A 14,766-nucleotide genomic window follows, 5' to 3' on the forward strand; every position below is an offset into this window, starting at 1 on the left:
CCCGCGCTTGAGGTGCCTCCCCAGTCGCAGCAGCGCGTCCTCGACCGGACCGTCGGACGTCGTCGTCATGCCGTGCCCCCGGCGCCTGCCGACGCGGTGGGCGCCACGCGCGCCCGCGAGGGCACGTGCACCGGCGACGCTGACGGCACGGACACGTACGACATACGAGCCTCCTGGGGCGAGCAGGGACGGCGGGGTCGGTCCACAGCCACTATGCCCAGACCGGGCGGATCGCGCGCGCGGAGCGCGTCCGCCCTGCGCCCGGCCGGGGACTGACCGGACGCGGCCCCGCGGATCGCTACCGTGGCGCCATGAGCGCACCCACCGGACGGCCCGCAGGCGCGACCGTCGCCGTCGTCACCGTGTCCGACCGCTGCTCGCGCGGCGAGGCGGAGGACCGCTCGGGGCCGTTGCTCGCGGGGCTCCTCGGGGCTGCGGGCTGGGCCGTCGTCACGGACCTCGTGCCCGACGGCGTCGCCTCCGTGCGCGACGCCGTCGCCCGGGCCGCGGCCGGGGGCGCGCGCGTCGTGCTCACGACCGGGGGGACCGGCGTCGGGCCGCGCGACCTCACGCCCGAGGGGACGCGCGAGGTCCTGGTGCAGGAGGTCCCGGGCATCGCGGAGGAGCTGCGTCGGCGCGGGGCCGCGCACGTGCCGGCTGCCGTGCTGTCGCGCGGGCTCGCGGGGATCGCGTCAGGCCCGGAGGGCCGGGTGCTCGTCGTGAACCTGCCCGGGTCGACGGGCGGGGTGCGCGACGGCTGGGCGGTCCTGGAGCCGCTCCTGCCGCACGTGCTCGCCCAGCTCGACGGCGGCGACCACTGACGGTGGTTCAGCCGCCGGCGAAGGGCGGCAGCACGTCGACGGTCTCGTCGGCGCCGACCGGGGTGGCGTCGGTGGACGCACGCACGCCGCCGACGAGGAGCGAGCAGCGCGGGAGCACGTCCGCGAGCGCCGCGTGGCGCGCGACGAGCGCCGCGTGGAGCTCTCCGACAGTCGCCGCGTCGACGGTCTCGGTCTCGGTGCCGGCGGCGTCGCGCGCCCCGGCGAAGTAGCGGACGGTCGCCATCTCAGTCCTGCGTCTCGGCCGGCGCCGCCGTGCCGGGCAGCTCGGGCTCCGGCGTCCACGCGAGCGCGAGCTCGGCCGCGCGGTCGAGGACGTCCTGCACGGTGCGGCCCGAGCCGTCGTGCGCGGCAAGCCCGGCGACGTAGCCCGCGACGAACGTCGTGAGCGGTGCGGCGGGACGCTCGATGCCGTGCGCGGCGTCGCGCGCGAGGTCGAGGATCGCGCCGATGTCCACCACCTGGGGGTCGAGGTCGAGGTCGCTCGCCAGCGCGTCGACCCAGCGCTCGAGGTTCGTCATCGTGGCCTCCTGCGGTCCGTCGGGGTGTCGTCGGGCGCCGGTACCGCACCCGCGCCCAGGCGGCGGTCCTGCTCGCGCGCATCCTCCCACGTGTCGACGTCGTCGGTGGCGCCGTCCTCGTCGGGGACGGCGAGCGCGGGCAGCCCGGCGAGCAGGCGCCGCACCGACGCGCCGTGCACCGTGGGGAGCGCCGCGAGCGCGACGGCGAGCGCCGCCCGCTCGTACAGCCCCACGAGCCACTGGTCGCGCCCGCCGCGTACCGCGTGCACCGCCACCTCGTCCGTCCGCCGGCGCGCGGCGGTGAGCAGCGCGGGCACCGCCTCCGCGGCCCGGGGGACGTCGCACGCGAGGACGAGCACCCAGGGCGCGCCGCCGTCGTCGGGCCCGGGGAGTGCGCTCAGCCCGGCCGCGATGCCCGCGACGGGCCCGCCGAACGGCGGGTCCTCGCGCGTCAGGGCGTACCGGGCGGGGTCGGCGAGCTCCTCCGGACCGACGACGACGGTCCGCCCCGCGCCGGCGGTCGCCGCGAGCGCGTGCTCCAGCAGCGGCCGCCCCCCGACGACGACGCCGGGCTTGGGCGTCCCCAGCCGCTCCGCCCGACCGCCGGCCAGCACGACGGCGTCGAACGGGAGGGACGGCGCCCCGGGGTGCCGACCCGGCGCGTCAGGTGCCGACCCGTCGTCGGGGTCGCGGCCGGTCACGGCTCGCGGTGCCAGTCGCCGGACTTGCCCCCGGTCTTGGCGACGAGGCGGACGTCCGTGAGCTCGACGGACTTGTCGAGACCTTTGACCATGTCGACGACCGCGAGCCCCGCGACGGCGACGGCGGTGAGCGCCTCCATCTCGACGCCCGTGCGGTCGGCAGTGCGCACGGTCGCGGTGACGTCGACGCCGTGGTCGCCCACGACGAGGTCGACGACCGCGCCGTGCACCCCGATCACGTGCGCGAGCGGCAGCAGCTCCGCCGTGCGCTTGGCGCCCGCGATGCCCGCGATCCGTGCGACGGCGAGGACGTCGCCCTTGGGGACGGTGCCGTCGCGCAGCGCGGCGACGATCTCCGGGGAGCACCGCACGACCCCGGTCGCCGTCGCGGAGCGGACGGTGGGCTGCTTGGCGGTGACGTCGACCATGCGCGCGTGGCCGCGCTCGTCGAGGTGCGTGAAGTCGTGCGTGGGGCTCATGGCGCCACTCTCGCACGCGCGACCCGCCGCGCGGACGGGCCGGAGGGCCCTCGCGTGCGGCCGGGTCCGGGAGCCGCGAGGATCGGTCCATGCGCAGCTCACTCCTCGACCACGCCGAGCGCTCCGTCGAGCCCGGCAGCTTCCAGCTCCAGAACGACCGCATGCTCAAGGTGGACCTCCGCGGCACGGGCGGGTTCTTCTTCGCCAAGCAGGGGTCGATGGTCGCCTACCAGGGCGACGTCGACTTCGCGTACGAGGGCAGCGGCGGCCTCGGCAAGATGTTCAAGAAGGCGTTCACGGGCGAGGGCATGTCCCTCATGAAGGTGTCCGGGAGCGGCGACGTCTTCCTCGCGCAGGAGGCGGACCAGGTGTTCGTGCTGCACCTGGAGGACGAGGGCGTGACCGTGAACGGCGCGAACGTGCTCGCGTTCGAGAGCTCGCTGACCTGGGACATCAACCGGGTCGAGGGCGCGTCGATGCTCAGCGGCGGGCTGTTCAACACGACGTTCACCGGGACCGGCGCGCTCGCCGTGACGGCGTTCGGCACGCCCGTCGTGCTCGACGTCGACGTCCCGACGTACGTCGACATGCAGGCCGCCGTGCTGTGGTCCACGTCGTTGCAGTCCTCGATCCGCAAGACGGCGAAGCTCGCCGCGGCGATCGGGCGCGGGTCGGGCGAGGCGTACCAGCTCGCGCTCTCCGGGCAGGGGATCGTCGTCGTGCAGGCCTCGGAGGGACACCCGCCGCCCGCGCAGAAGTGACCCCGCGGTCAGTCCAGGAGCAGCACCCGGACGGCGTCGCCGGGCTCGACGGCCGTGACGTCGGCCCCGACGACGGCGAGCGCGTCGGCGTGCGCGAGCGCGCTCACGCGGTGCGAGCCGGAGCCCCGCGCCTCCGCGGGGTCCGCCCCCCGGTCGCGGTGCCGGCCCGCGGGGACGACCTGACCGCCGTCGGGTGCGGTGTGCCGCACGAGCACCAGCTGCTCGCGCCCGGGCGGCGACGACCAGCCCTCCCCGGCGACGCGTCCCACGAGCGCGCGGCCCGTGCCGGGGACGCCCCGGAGCCGGTCGAGGACGGGCCGCACGAACAGCTCGAAGGAGACGAACGCGCTCACCGGGTTGCCGGGCAGCGCGAGCCAGGGGACGCCGCGCCAGCACGCGATCCCCTGCGGCTTGCCGGGCTGCATGCCGACCGCGACGAGCCGCGCGTCGTCGACCGCGCCCTCCCACGCGGTGCCGGCGCGCGTCGCGGGGTCGAGCACCTCGCGCACGACGTCGAACGCGCCGGCGCTCACCCCGCCCGTGCTGACGAGGAGGTCGGGCGGGGCGCCGTCGAACGCGGCCAGCAGGTCGTCGAGGGCCGTGACGAGCGCGGCGGCGGTGTCGCCGACAGCGCCCCGCCGCACCACGCGCGCTCCCGCCGCACGGGCCGACGCGGCGAGCAGGACGGAGTTGGAGTCGGGGATCCGGCCCGGGCCCGGAGCGGTCCCCGGCGCCACGAGCTCGCTGCCGGTGGAGAGCACGGCCACCCGTGGCGCGCGGTGCACGCGCACGGTCGCGTGCCCCGCGGACGCCGCGACGGACACGTGCCGCGCGGTGAGCACGACGCCTGCCGCGACGACGACGTCCCCGCGGCGCACGTCCTCGCCCCGCGCGCGCACGTTGCTGCGCGCCGCGTCGTGGATCTCGACGGTCGCGGCGCCGCTGCCGAGCGCCCCCGGCGTGAACCGCCCGGTCGACGTGCGCTCGACCGGGACCACGAGGTCGGCGCCGCGCGGCACCGGCGCCCCGGTCATGATCCGGACCGCCTCGCCGGCGCCGAGGAGGGACTCGAGGCCCGGCGCCCCCGCCGCGACGTCGCCGACCACGCGCAGCGCGACGGGCGAACCGGTCGCGGCGCCCGCCACGTCGGCCGACCGCACCGCGTACCCGTCCATCGCGGACGCGTCGAACGCGGGCGCGTCGAGCGTCGAGACGACGTCCGCGGCGAGGACCGTCCCGACCGCGTCCTCGAGCGGGACGTCCGTCGACGGCGTCGGCCGGACGAGCGCGAGCGCGTCGTCGGCGTGCTGGGCGATCGTCCGGCGCGGCTCGCGGGTCATGCCCCGCACCGTAGCCGAGCCCGGGTGCCGTCCGCCGGTGGGTGGGCTAGGTTGGGGACCGGAGTCATGAAGCGGCCCACCGCCCCCCGAACTTTGGGAGGACACCATGGCCTCGATCTCCGTGACCACCAACCACAGCCCTGAGCAGACCACGCCCGTGCGGCCCGCGGCCCTCGCCGAGGTGCTCGCCGTGGGCACGCACCTCCTCGTGGGGCAGTACCGCGTCGAGCTCGGCACGGGGACCTGGTGGTGGTCGGACGAGGTGTACACGATGCACGGCTGGACGCCGGGGGACGTCCAGCCGAGCCTGGACGCCCTGCGCTCGCGCAAGCACCCCGACGACCGCGCCCGCGTCGTCCGCGCCGCGACGGAGGCGATCCGCTCCGGCCGACCGTTCTCCTGCGCGCACCGCATCGTCGACGGGCACGGCAAGGCCCGCTCCGTCGTCGTGACGGGACAGGGACGCCGGGACGCCCGGGGCCGCGTCGTCGAGATCGCGGGCTACGTCGTCGACGTCAGCCCGACCCACAAGGAAGCGCTCGAGCGCGAGTCGCAGCGCGCCGTGACCCGTGCGTTCGTCAGCCAGGCCGCCGTCGAGCAGGTCAAGGGCGTCCTCATGGCCGTGCACGGCGTCGACGACGTCGCGGCGAGCCAGCTCCTCGCCGAGTCCGCCGGCGAGGCCGGCGTCCCGGTCCAGGAGACCGCCGCGCAGGTCATGCGCGCGCTGAGCAAGGCCGGCGGGGTGGGCCCGACGGCGGAGGCGACGCTCGCGGGGGCGTTCGCCGCCGTGCGCCCGGTCGCCCGGCCGCGAGCGCACGACGCGCAGCTCGCGCGCCGTCGCGAGCCGGCGCGCTCCTGACACCCCCGGTGACCGCACGTCGACAGGACGGAGGGACGAGATGACGGACGAGAAGGCCTTCCCGGCCCAGCAGCAGGAGCCGCCCGGCCTGACCGGGCCCATGGACCCCGCCCCCGACCACGGCGAGGAGTCGTACCGCGGCAGCGGGCGGCTCGAGGGGCGCCGCGCCCTCGTGACGGGCGGCGACTCGGGCATCGGGCGCGCCGTCGCCATCGCGTTCGCGCGGGAGGGCGCCGACGTCGCGATCGGCTACCTGCCCGAGGAGCAGGAGGACGCCGAGGAGACGGCGCGCTGGGTCCGCGAGGCGGGCCGCACGTGCGCCCTCCTGCCCGGCGACCTGACCGACGAGGCGACGGCGCGTGCCCTGCCCGGGCGTGCCGTCGCGGAGCTCGGCGGGCTCGACGTGCTCGTCAACAACGCCGGGTTCCAGATGGCGCGCCGCGAGTCGATCGAGGACGTCACGACGGACGAGATCGACCGCGTCCTCAAGACGAACCTCTACGCGCTGCTGTGGGTCACGCAGTCGGCGCTCGAGCACCTGGGGGAGGGGTCGGCGATCGTCAACAACTCGTCGATCCAAGCCTTCCAGCCCTCGACGTCGCTGCTCGACTACGCGTCGACCAAGGCCGCGATCAACAACCTCACGGTCAACCTCGCGGCCGAGCTCGGGCCCCGGGGCATCCGGGTCAACGCCGTCGCGCCGGGTCCCATCTGGACGCCGCTCCAGCCTGCGACCCAGCCCGAGGAGAAGATCGAGAAGTTCGGGCAGGACACGCCGCTGGGGCGGGCCGGACAGCCGGGCGAGGTCGCCCCGGCGTTCGTCTTCCTCGCCTCCCCGGCGGACGCGAGCTACGTCTCCGGCACCGTCCTCGGTGTGACGGGAGGAAAGCCCGTGTTCTAGGGCTGGGAGAGAGACCTCCCCGAGCGGGCCGCGGACGGATCGACCGAGGGCCGCGACCCGCCCGGGAGGGTCGGAGGGCGGGCGTGCGCGCCCGCCCGGGGGCGGGTCCGCCGCGAGAGCGACGGTGCCCGTGGGACCCAGCCGCCACGCCCTGTGCGGGCGAGACGGCCACCGCCCCCGACCCGCCCGGGCACCACGCCCGGGCGGGGCCTCCGGCACGATCGGTGAGGCGGGCCGCGCCGCGGTGCGCGGCCCGGTCGCCGGGTACCGGCCGCCGCGCGAGCGATCTACGCTGGGGCCGGGGAACCGTGAGGAGGCCGAGATGACGAGCATCGAGCAGAGCGTCGAGCAGGGGAGCGTCGGGATGCCGGCGGGCCCGGGTGCGACCGTCCCGACGCCGCAGGCCGAGACTGTCGCCGGGGTGCCGGAGGTCGTGGGCGGCACGCAGGAGCAGGGCGTCGCCGCGCTCGTCGCCGACGCCGCCCGGGCGCTCGCCGACGAGCCGACCCTCCAGCAGACCCTCGACCGCGTCGTCGAGCTCGCCGTGTCGATGGTGGACGGGTGCGAGTCCGCGGGCGTCTCGCTCGTCACGCGTGGGCGCATCGAGAGCCCGTCCGTGTCCGACCCGCTCGTCGCGCGCGGCGACGAGCTCCAGTACGAGTTCCGTGAAGGGCCGTGCCTGGACGCGGTGCACGACCACGCGCTCGTCGAGTCGGGCGACATCGAGACCGACGCGCGGTGGCCGCTGTGGGCGCCCACCGTCGCGCGCGAGCTCGGCGTCCGGTCGATGCTGTGCGTGCAGCTCTACACGTCGGAGAACGCGCACGGCGCCCTCAACATGTACTCGACGTCGCGCGACGCGTTCGACGCCGACGCCCACCACCTCGCGGCCACGTTCGCGGCCGTCGCCGCCGCGGCGATCTCGGCCGCGCGGACCGAGGAGCAGCTCCAGTCCGCGGTCCAGACCCGCACCCTCATCGGGCAGGCGCAGGGGATCGTCATGGAGCGCTACTCGCTCACGCCCGGGCGCGCGTTCGCCGTGCTGAGCCGCGTGTCCCAGGACGCGAACATCAAGCTCGTCGACATCGCGCGCCAGGTCGTGGAGACACGGCGCATCCCCGGGGTCGGGACGGACTGACACGCGGGTCGCGCCGGCGCTCGACGCGTCGGACGGCCCGGTCGCACAGCACCATCAGGCTGCGAGAGCGATCCTCACAGTCGGTCGAGCGCGCCCCGCGGCTCCTCGTCTCCCGCGTCGCCCGAGCCCTCGAGGAGCCGGTCGATGCGACGTCGGGCGGCGTCGTCGACCACCCCGGTGCCCGTGACCGACCCGTCGACGACACCCGCGACCAGCCGGCGCGCGAGCTCCCGCACGGGCACGTTGGCGTCGTTCGACCGACGGCGCAGCAGCTCGAACGCGTCGTCCGGCCCGATCGCGAACACCGTCATGAGGACGCCCTTCGCCTGCTCGATCACCGAACGGGACGCGTCTGCCGCGCGGATCGACGCCGTCGCCTCGCGGCGCGCCGCCTCCTCGTGCGCGGTCGTCAGGTCCACGAAGTACCCCACGACCGCCGCCCACGGCGCCCCGCCGTCGAGGCGGCGGCCCTGCGCAGCCACGGCGAGCGTGCGAGTACGTCCTGTCGCGTCCACGATGCGGTGCATGGACCCGAACGGTTCTCCGGTGCGCGCCGCCTGCGCGAGCTCGCTCGCGACGCGCTCGCGGTCCTCGGGGTGCTTGTGGGACAGGACGAGCGCCGTCGTCGGGACGACCTCGCCGGGCGCGAAGCCGTGCATCTCGTACACCTCGTCCGACCACCACCACGTGTCCGTGGCGACGTCGACGCGGAAGCGGCCGACCGGCTGGGGGTCACCCGGGCCGAGGGCGGCGAGGAGGTCGGCGAGAGCCGGAGGGACGACGTCGTCGGGTTCCGCGACGTCGGAGGGCAGGGCAGCGTCCATCGATGGGGGTCCCCGGAGATCGATCAGGACGGAGCCGATTCCTGACCCCAGCAGGAGGAAGATTATCCCAGCGGCGGCGAGACGGAGGACTCATGACCACGCAGGTCAGCGACGGACGTGACGAGTCGGCGGACGAACGGTCGGACCGCAACTGGGCCGAGCTGCTCCAGGAGCTGCGCGTCATGCAGATGGGCGTGCAGATCCTCACGGGGTTCCTGCTCACGCTGCCGTTCCAGCAGCGCTTCGGCGACCTCGACACGTTCCAGACCGGCGTCTACCTCACCCTGGTGGCGCTCGCCGTGCTCTCCACCGGCCTGTTCGTCACGCCCGTCAGCCTGCACCGCGCGCTGTTCCGCAAGCACCGCAAGACCGCGCTCGTCACGATGAGCGACCGCATCGCCCGCCTCGGCGTGCTCGTCCTCGCGTTCGTCGTCACCGGCACGGTGCTGCTCGTGGTCGACGTCGTCGTGAACCGCACCGCGGCGCTGTGGTCGAGCGGCTGCGCGCTCGTCCTGCTCGTCGGTCTCTGGTTCCTCCTGCCGCGTCTCGTCGCCCGGGGCCCGGCGTCTCCTGCCTCCGCCTGACCTCGCGAGCGAGAACCCTCGCCAGACCGGGGATCCTTCGGCACACCAGCGGTCGTGCTCGGGTGCTCAGGTCGAGGCGGCGGCGCGGGCCTGGACGCCGCGGCGGACGGGGCCGAGGGTGAACAACAGGGTGAGGAGCGCGGTGAGGGCGAGGAGGCCGAAGCCGAGGCCGTAGGTCCCCTCGAGCTGGTAGACGACGCCCATGAGCAGCGGCGGGATGAAGCCGCCGAGGCCGCCGGCCGCGCCGACGAGGCCGGTGACGGCCCCGACCTTCTCGACCGGCGCGACCCTCGAGACGAGCGCGAACGTGGCGCCCGACGACGCGCCCAGGGCCGCGGCGAGGCCGAGGAACGCGACCGTGCCGACCGGCACGAGCGAGGGCTGGAACGCGACGACCGCGGCGAGCGCCGTCACGACGGCGAAGCACGCGACGGAGACGGGCACGCCGCCGAACCGGTCGGACAGCGCCCCGCCCACGGGGCGCATGAGGACCGCGAGGACGACGAACCCGGCGGTGCGGGCGGCGGCGTCGGAGGCGGTGAGGTCGTAGGCGTTGACGAGGAACGTGGGCAGGTAGACGGAGAACGCGACGAACCCGCCGAACCCGACGGCGTAGAGCCACGAGAGCTGGAGGGTGGCGGGGAGGCGGAACGTCGCCCACGTGCGGGACCAGAACCCGCCGGCGGGGGCGGTCGCGCGGCCGGGCGGGACGCGCAGCAGCAGCCATGAGACGACGGCGAACACGGCGAGGACGGCGGCGACGAGGAGGAACGGCGCGGCGTCGCCCCACGCGTCGCGGATGCGGACGGTGGTGAACGCGGAGATCGCCGTGCCGCCCATGCCCATGCCGAAGATCCCGACGGCGGTGCCGCGGCGGGCGGGCGGGTACCAGGCGTTGACGAACGGGACGCCGACGGCGAACGCGGTCCCGCCGAGGCCGAGGAAGAAGCCACCGACGAGCAGCGCGACGAAGCTGTCCGCGACGAGCCCGACGAACAGCACGGGCACGATCGTCAGTGCGCTGACCAGGGGGAACATGATGCGGGCGCCGTACCGGTCGGTGAGCGCCCCCACCGGGATGCGGCCGAGCGACCCGACGACGACCGGGACGGCTACCAGCACGGACACCTGCACGTCGGTGAGGTCGTACTGCTGCCCGTACGCCGCACCGAGCGGGCTGATGAGCGCCCAGGCCCAGAAGTTCACCGCGAACCCGATGGTCGCGAGGACGAGCATGAGGGTCGGGGAGGTGGACCTCGACGTCGTCGTCGCGGCGGGTCCGACGGCCCTGCCCGCGTCCTGCTGCGCCATGGCGACTCCTGGGGGGAGGTGCCCGTCGTCGGGCACGGGGGAGATCGTTGCGTCGAGCACCTCCACGCTAACGACGCTCGTCGCGCCCCGCGCGGCGAACCCCCCGTACCGTGGGGGCGTGCTCGACTGGCTCTTCGGGGGCGTGGCCCTGCTCAACGTGTACGCGCTCGCCCTCGTGGTGCTGCGCGCCCCGCTCTACCGCACGCGGCTCTACCGGCCGATGCTGCTCAACATCGGGCTGTCGATCGCGCCGGTGATCGTGCTGGGCCTCGTCGTGCTCGTCGACGCGGTGCTCATCGCGGGCGGTGCCCCGTCCTGGGCGGTCGTGACGTGCGCCGTCCTCGGGTTCGGCGTCTGGCTGCTGCTCCTGCCGAACGCGGGCTACCTCGTCACGGAGCTGAACTACAGCCACCGCCAGGAGGGCGAGGAGGTCCCGCTCTGGTACGACATCGTGGCTGTGCTGACGCTCGCGCTGTCCGGGGTGATGAACACCCTCGTCAACGTGTTCCTCGCGCAGGCGCTGCTCGCGATCGTGCTCTACCCGGACGACGACGCCCCGTTCCGCCGGCCCGTGTCGTGGGTCGTGGTGCTCGTCGTCCTGGCGCTGGTGTCGGTGGGCATCTACCTGGGCCGGTACGTGCGCTTCAACAGCTGGGACCTGGCCCACCCGGTCCAGTTCGTGCGCAAGCTCGTGCGCCACTTCCGCGCCCGCGGCGCCGTCCGGGACGCGCTGCTCTTCGTGCTCCTGCACACGCTGTTCTTCGCCGTGATGTACGCGATCGTCATGGGGCCGGTCACGACGCTCCTCGTCCGCGGGGCCTGACGGGACGCCGCCCGCCCCGTAGGATGCGCGCCGTGACGTCGACCGCGCCGAGGGCTGCCCGCAGCGTCCCGCTGCTCCGCGCGGTCGTCGGGACGTGGCCGCGCCGCATCGCGCTGGCGGTCGTGCTCGGCCTCGTGGCGGGGACGGCGGCCGCGGGCGGGTTCGCGCAGCACGTCGCCGCCGAGGCGGGCCCGGCCCACGCCGCCGCGGGGGAGCCCGTCCCGACGGGACCGCTCGACCTGACGGTGCGGTCGTGGTCCGTGACGGACGCGGTGCAGGTCTCCGCTCTCGAGGACTCCGGCGCCGACGCGTGGCTGGTCGTGGTCGTGGGCGCGCTCGACACCGACCGGGAGCCGCGCCGTCTGGACCGCACCGCCGTGACGCTCCCGGACGAGCTGCCGGGTGGCCTGGCGCTGGCGGGCGACGCGGAGCCGGACCGTCCGGACCCGACGCTCCTCGTGCGCGACGCCTCGGTCTACCCCGTCCTCCAGCCGGGCCTGCCCGAGGACGTCGCGCTGCTGTGGCCGGTGACCGTCCCGGAGGGCGGCGCCGCGTCCGCCGCCCCGGACGAGCCGCTCACCGTCACCGTCCCGACGTTCCGCTACCGCGACATGACGGTCGGCGGCGGACGCCGGTGGGCCGAGACGGGCACGGTGGTGCTCGTGGACGTCCCGCCCGGGGACGTCCCGCCGGAGATCGTGGACCCGCCCGAGGACGAGGAGGCGTGGTGACCGAGCCCACCGTGGAGACGACGACCACCACGGCTGCGGCGGGCGAGCCCGCCGCAGCCGCGCGCCCGCGTCGGGCGGACGCGCTGGTGACCGTCGTCCTGCTCGTCCTCGCCGTGGGCGTCGGTGCGGCCGTGGCGCGCGTCGACGCGTGGTGGCCCACGCTCACGGCGACGACGTCGCGTGGCGACGTGGGCGACGTCGTCACCGCCGGCCCGCTGCGGGTGCGGGTCGACGACGTGCGCACCGGCGCGGTGCTCGAGGACGGGTTCGACACCCTGACGACCGACGGCGTCTGGGTCGCCGTCGACCTCGCGGTGTCCGGCACCACGACGGAGGCCGGCATCGAGGCGCTCGAGCTGCGCGACGCCGAGGGGCGCGACCACGCTGCGACGCACCGGGCGAGCAGCTCGATGATGAGCACGTTCGTGGACCCGGACGTCCCCGAGGCCGGGACGGTCGTCGTCGAGGTGCCGGCACGCGCGCTCGAGGGCGCCGTCGTGCTGAGGGTGCTCACGGAGCACGACGACGCGGACATCGACCGTCCGCAGGCGGTCGCCGAGATCGACCTCGGCCGGCTCGAGCTGCCCGCGGCGGACGCCGTCGTCGAGGTGCTGCCTCCCGCGCTCGTTCCCGGGGGGTGGGGCGGATGAGCGGGAGGCCGGGCGCGAGGCCGGGCGTGAGGTCGGGCGGGGGATCGAGCGTGGGATGGTGGCGCGCGAACCGCTGGTGGCTGGTCGTGCTGGCGGGAGCGCTCGCGGCGCTCGGCACGCTCACCTGGCGCTCCGACGCGGTACAGGGGTGGTGGGCGTCGGAGCCGCACCGCGCGCACACGGCCGACGCCGAGGGCTGGGCGCAGGTCGGCGACGTCCGGGCGCGTCTGGCCGGGATCGAGGAGGTCGACTGGCTCGACGACGGGTACGGGGGCCGCATCGAGGCCCCGGAGGGTTACACGCTCTGGGCCGCCGACGTGTCGCTGCGGTCGGACGCACCCGCCGCCCCGGCGAGCGAGGAGGAGACGTACTCGTCGTGCGAGGTCATGCTGCTCGACGCCGCCGGGCGCGAGTTCACGGCGGGTGCGTCGGCGCTGCCGGGCATGCCGTTCCCCGAGGCCCCGGTGTGCACGGGCGCCGTCTCGAGCCGCAGCACGCAGTACTTCCTCACGCCCGACGACGCCCGGCCGGCCGAGGTGCGCCTCGTGGAGCCGGAGCTGCTCCCCGCCTACTGGTCGCTGCCCGCACCCTGATCGGGTGCTCGATCCTGCCGGGCCCGCTGACCGAGCAGGACCTTGCAGGAACGGGCGATCGGGTCGAGCATCCGAGCCCGCAGCGCGCCGGCCGCGGGCTCGCCACGCTCGGCCTCGGCACGGAACGTGTCTGTCATCGCGTCGGGGAGCCGCTCGGCGAGGTCGAGAACCCTGCCGGTCACGGCGTCGGGGTCGAGGTCCGCCTCCCGGGCGAAACGGCTCCATCGGTCGAGGCCGATCTGCACGAACTCCCGCCGACCGCCGACGGCCATCGCCGAGGTGCGTAGGCCGGTCTGGTGCGTGGAGTCGTATGGAGCACCGGAGGCGACGTCGTACAGCGGGGCCAGCCTGACGGCGCTCTCAGCGAGGAGGACCGAGTAGTTCTTGGCGTGCGCGTCCGGTGCCTGGATCAAGACGTTGAAGGCGAGCGCATCGACGAACGCGTCCAGGTTGGCCTGGCGGAAGCGGCGCGTGCTCTGGGTCCGCAGCAGGTCGACGATCTGCACCGCCCGGGGACCCCCGTCGGACTCGTACTTGTCCGCTGGGTAGGTGCCCGTGGCCTGGCAGAGGTCTTCCTGGTGCAGGCGCCCGAGGGTCCCGGCGTCGTCACGTCGGCGGTCGTAGCGCTCGACGATCAGCGCCGTCTCGCCGCGGAACCGCTCGAAGCGCGAGAGGGCCGCCGGCAGGCCCGCGCGCCGCGCGGTCTGGAGACAGATGTGCTCGTTGAGCGCCTGGGAGCGGAAGCCGTCCACGCAGGGTTTGACGATGTGGGTGGTCGCCTCGGCGCCCGTGGCCTCGTACCAGGCGTCTCCTTCCCGTCGCAGCGCGAACTTGGCTTGTGCCCCGGCCAAGGACCATCGCTCGCGTGGGGCGAGCCAGCTGGCGCCGGGATTGGTCCGCAGCGTGGACAGCCGCTCCTCGATGTCGTCGTCGCTGAGCGCGACGAGGGTGCCTCGGCGGGCCAGGACGTCTGCTACCTCGTCCTCGCCGCAGAACTGCACGGCACCGGCGCAGTCCAGTCCCATGTGGGCCAGGAGGGCGAAGGGGTTGCGGGCGGACACGTCGAACTCGCGAGACATGGCCTCTCGGGCGGCCTGACGCTCCGGCAGCAGCCCGTCGAGGAACGGGTCGACGACTCGCTGGGCGAAGGGGCCGCCTGCGAGGGGCATCGTCAGGGAGATCGGCGTCGACCCCGGGTCTGAGCGGTAGCTCAGCAGGTGTTGTCCGCCCCGGGTCTGCTCGAGGTCGGCGACGTGCCGCCCGTAGAGCAGCACGGCCAGGTGTCGGTTGCTCACAGGTCCTCCAGGAGGTCCGCGAGACTGCTCGTCGCGCGCGGTGTCGTGGACACGGTGAGGTCGAGCCCGAGCGTGTCGAGCGTGTCGAGGACCTTCCCGAGCTCGGCACGCTCCGAGTGCCCGCTCTCGAGTGCGATCAACCATCGGCGGCTGACCCCGGCGCGCTCGGCCAGCTGTTGCTGGGTCAGGCCCGCACGCCTCCGGGCGCTGCGGATCGCTGCGCCGATCTGGGCGGGTGTCGTGAGCGCGATGCCAGCCATCGTGTCATCGTACGTGCACATTTGACCCAAGTGCAAGAACGGTGACGCCGCGCAGATGTGCACGATCGATAACATGGTGCGCAGCCGGAGGCCCGCCGCTGAGGCTGAGCCGCTTGACGGCGCGTAGATTATTGATCATAGTGCATGATCAATGCT

Annotated in this window: 19 protein-coding genes; 10 read left to right on the plus strand and 9 right to left on the minus strand. The window is 75.0% G+C overall.

Annotated elements, in window-relative coordinates; all coding sequences use genetic code 11:
- Positions 1-311: 311 nt before the first annotated feature.
- The gene (locus tag AC6CH9_RS11225; RefSeq protein WP_498154960.1) at positions 312-821 is read left to right on the plus strand and encodes a MogA/MoaB family molybdenum cofactor biosynthesis protein; all 510 of its coding nucleotides are present in this window, start codon (positions 312-314) and stop codon (positions 819-821) included.
- Between the two features lie 7 nt (positions 822-828).
- On the opposite strand, the gene AC6CH9_RS11230 is transcribed toward AC6CH9_RS11225, so the two are convergent.
- Genes AC6CH9_RS11230 through moaC form a run of 4 tightly spaced genes read right to left on the minus strand, consistent with a single transcriptional unit; the run spans position 829 to position 2,540 of the window.
- Positions 829-1,065 carry a MoaD/ThiS family protein gene (locus tag AC6CH9_RS11230; RefSeq protein ID WP_498154961.1) on the minus strand — a complete coding sequence of 79 codons (237 nt, stop codon included), beginning with the start codon at positions 1,063-1,065 and terminating at the stop codon, positions 829-831.
- A 1-nt stretch (position 1,066) separates the two neighbouring features.
- Positions 1,067-1,360, minus strand: coding sequence for a DUF6457 domain-containing protein (locus AC6CH9_RS11235; RefSeq protein ID WP_047233670.1), 294 nt, complete (start codon positions 1,358-1,360; stop codon positions 1,067-1,069).
- Entirely contained in the window at positions 1,357-2,061 is a 705-nt protein-coding gene (gene mobA / locus AC6CH9_RS11240; protein WP_498154962.1) for a molybdenum cofactor guanylyltransferase, read from the minus strand. The genes AC6CH9_RS11235 and mobA overlap by 4 nt, the downstream gene beginning before the upstream one ends.
- Positions 2,058-2,540 carry a cyclic pyranopterin monophosphate synthase MoaC gene (gene moaC / locus AC6CH9_RS11245; protein ID WP_047233669.1) on the minus strand — a complete coding sequence of 161 codons (483 nt, stop codon included), beginning with the start codon at positions 2,538-2,540 and terminating at the stop codon, positions 2,058-2,060. The genes mobA and moaC overlap by 4 nt, the downstream gene beginning before the upstream one ends.
- Before the next feature lie 89 nt (positions 2,541-2,629).
- Here moaC and AC6CH9_RS11250 point away from each other — a divergent pair, with 89 nt between their 5' ends.
- Positions 2,630-3,301, plus strand: coding sequence for an AIM24 family protein (locus AC6CH9_RS11250; RefSeq protein ID WP_047233668.1), 672 nt, complete (start codon positions 2,630-2,632; stop codon positions 3,299-3,301).
- 8 nt (positions 3,302-3,309) lie between these two features.
- Here the strand turns inward: AC6CH9_RS11250 and AC6CH9_RS11255 are convergent, their stop codons facing one another.
- On the minus strand, positions 3,310-4,641 hold the full coding sequence (locus AC6CH9_RS11255; RefSeq protein ID WP_498154963.1) for a molybdopterin molybdotransferase MoeA: 1,332 nt from the start codon (positions 4,639-4,641) through the stop codon (positions 3,310-3,312).
- A gap of 106 nt (positions 4,642-4,747) precedes the next feature.
- Between AC6CH9_RS11255 and AC6CH9_RS11260 the strand changes: the two genes are divergently transcribed.
- The 3 genes from AC6CH9_RS11260 (at position 4,748) to AC6CH9_RS11270 (ending at position 7,539) form a co-directional block, all read left to right on the plus strand.
- Positions 4,748-5,500 carry a PAS and ANTAR domain-containing protein gene (locus AC6CH9_RS11260; RefSeq protein WP_498154964.1) on the plus strand — a complete coding sequence of 251 codons (753 nt, stop codon included), beginning with the start codon at positions 4,748-4,750 and terminating at the stop codon, positions 5,498-5,500.
- Positions 5,501-5,540: 40 nt separating this feature from the next.
- Positions 5,541-6,401 carry an SDR family oxidoreductase gene (locus AC6CH9_RS11265; RefSeq protein WP_498154965.1) on the plus strand — a complete coding sequence of 287 codons (861 nt, stop codon included), beginning with the start codon at positions 5,541-5,543 and terminating at the stop codon, positions 6,399-6,401.
- Positions 6,402-6,723: 322 nt separating this feature from the next.
- Positions 6,724-7,539 carry a GAF and ANTAR domain-containing protein gene (locus AC6CH9_RS11270; protein ID WP_498154966.1) on the plus strand — a complete coding sequence of 272 codons (816 nt, stop codon included), beginning with the start codon at positions 6,724-6,726 and terminating at the stop codon, positions 7,537-7,539.
- 74 nt (positions 7,540-7,613) lie between these two features.
- Here the strand turns inward: AC6CH9_RS11270 and AC6CH9_RS11275 are convergent, their stop codons facing one another.
- Complete coding sequence (locus AC6CH9_RS11275) at positions 7,614-8,363, minus strand: PAS and ANTAR domain-containing protein (protein ID WP_498154967.1); 750 nt, start codon at positions 8,361-8,363, stop codon at positions 7,614-7,616.
- A 92-nt stretch (positions 8,364-8,455) separates the two neighbouring features.
- Here AC6CH9_RS11275 and AC6CH9_RS11280 point away from each other — a divergent pair, with 92 nt between their 5' ends.
- Complete coding sequence (locus AC6CH9_RS11280; RefSeq protein WP_498154968.1) at positions 8,456-8,947, plus strand: DUF6328 family protein; 492 nt, start codon at positions 8,456-8,458, stop codon at positions 8,945-8,947.
- Positions 8,948-9,013: 66 nt separating this feature from the next.
- Here AC6CH9_RS11280 and AC6CH9_RS11285 read toward each other — a convergent pair whose 3' ends face one another.
- Positions 9,014-10,258 carry an MFS transporter gene (locus AC6CH9_RS11285; RefSeq protein ID WP_498154969.1) on the minus strand — a complete coding sequence of 415 codons (1,245 nt, stop codon included), beginning with the start codon at positions 10,256-10,258 and terminating at the stop codon, positions 9,014-9,016.
- A 118-nt stretch (positions 10,259-10,376) separates the two neighbouring features.
- Between AC6CH9_RS11285 and AC6CH9_RS11290 the strand changes: the two genes are divergently transcribed.
- Genes AC6CH9_RS11290 through AC6CH9_RS11305 form a run of 4 tightly spaced genes read left to right on the plus strand, consistent with a single transcriptional unit; the run spans position 10,377 to position 13,055 of the window.
- Complete coding sequence (locus AC6CH9_RS11290; RefSeq protein ID WP_498154970.1) at positions 10,377-11,081, plus strand: DUF1361 domain-containing protein; 705 nt, start codon at positions 10,377-10,379, stop codon at positions 11,079-11,081.
- Positions 11,082-11,113: 32 nt separating this feature from the next.
- Positions 11,114-11,812 (plus strand): hypothetical protein, encoded by a 699-nt coding sequence (locus tag AC6CH9_RS11295; protein ID WP_498154971.1) that lies wholly within the window; start codon positions 11,114-11,116, stop codon positions 11,810-11,812.
- Complete coding sequence (locus tag AC6CH9_RS11300) at positions 11,809-12,462, plus strand: hypothetical protein (protein ID WP_498154972.1); 654 nt, start codon at positions 11,809-11,811, stop codon at positions 12,460-12,462. The genes AC6CH9_RS11295 and AC6CH9_RS11300 overlap by 4 nt, the downstream gene beginning before the upstream one ends.
- A gap of 50 nt (positions 12,463-12,512) precedes the next feature.
- Positions 12,513-13,055, plus strand: coding sequence for a hypothetical protein (locus AC6CH9_RS11305; RefSeq protein WP_498154973.1), 543 nt, complete (start codon positions 12,513-12,515; stop codon positions 13,053-13,055).
- On the opposite strand, the gene AC6CH9_RS11310 is transcribed toward AC6CH9_RS11305, so the two are convergent.
- Together AC6CH9_RS11310 and AC6CH9_RS11315 are read right to left on the minus strand one after the other, a co-directional pair.
- Entirely contained in the window at positions 13,031-14,350 is a 1,320-nt protein-coding gene (locus AC6CH9_RS11310; protein ID WP_498154974.1) for a type II toxin-antitoxin system HipA family toxin, read from the minus strand. The genes AC6CH9_RS11305 and AC6CH9_RS11310 overlap by 25 nt on opposite strands.
- Positions 14,347-14,610: a helix-turn-helix domain-containing protein gene (locus tag AC6CH9_RS11315; RefSeq protein WP_498154975.1), complete on the minus strand. Its 264-nt coding sequence runs from the start codon at positions 14,608-14,610 to the stop codon at positions 14,347-14,349. The genes AC6CH9_RS11310 and AC6CH9_RS11315 overlap by 4 nt, the downstream gene beginning before the upstream one ends.
- Between the last annotated feature and the right edge of the window lie 156 nt (positions 14,611-14,766).

The sequence above is a fragment of the Cellulosimicrobium sp. GQ32 genome, assembly GCF_059758455.1.

Coding starts and splice junctions, on each gene's coding strand:
- AC6CH9_RS11255 (WP_498154963.1), bottom strand. CDS start 4,641: ATGACCCGCGAGCCGCGCCGGACGATCGCCCAGCACGCCGACGACGCG.
- AC6CH9_RS11285 (WP_498154969.1), bottom strand. CDS start 10,258: ATGGCGCAGCAGGACGCGGGCAGGGCCGTCGGACCCGCCGCGACGACG.
- AC6CH9_RS11280 (WP_498154968.1), top strand. CDS start 8,456: ATGACCACGCAGGTCAGCGACGGACGTGACGAGTCGGCGGACGAACGG.
- AC6CH9_RS11225 (WP_498154960.1), top strand. CDS start 312: ATGAGCGCACCCACCGGACGGCCCGCAGGCGCGACCGTCGCCGTCGTC.
- AC6CH9_RS11270 (WP_498154966.1), top strand. CDS start 6,724: ATGACGAGCATCGAGCAGAGCGTCGAGCAGGGGAGCGTCGGGATGCCG.
- moaC (WP_047233669.1), bottom strand. CDS start 2,540: ATGAGCCCCACGCACGACTTCACGCACCTCGACGAGCGCGGCCACGCG.
- AC6CH9_RS11275 (WP_498154967.1), bottom strand. CDS start 8,363: ATGGACGCTGCCCTGCCCTCCGACGTCGCGGAACCCGACGACGTCGTC.
- AC6CH9_RS11315 (WP_498154975.1), bottom strand. CDS start 14,610: ATGGCTGGCATCGCGCTCACGACACCCGCCCAGATCGGCGCAGCGATC.
- AC6CH9_RS11230 (WP_498154961.1), bottom strand. CDS start 1,065: ATGGCGACCGTCCGCTACTTCGCCGGGGCGCGCGACGCCGCCGGCACC.
- AC6CH9_RS11250 (WP_047233668.1), top strand. CDS start 2,630: ATGCGCAGCTCACTCCTCGACCACGCCGAGCGCTCCGTCGAGCCCGGC.
- AC6CH9_RS11235 (WP_047233670.1), bottom strand. CDS start 1,360: ATGACGAACCTCGAGCGCTGGGTCGACGCGCTGGCGAGCGACCTCGAC.
- AC6CH9_RS11265 (WP_498154965.1), top strand. CDS start 5,541: ATGACGGACGAGAAGGCCTTCCCGGCCCAGCAGCAGGAGCCGCCCGGC.
- AC6CH9_RS11260 (WP_498154964.1), top strand. CDS start 4,748: ATGGCCTCGATCTCCGTGACCACCAACCACAGCCCTGAGCAGACCACG.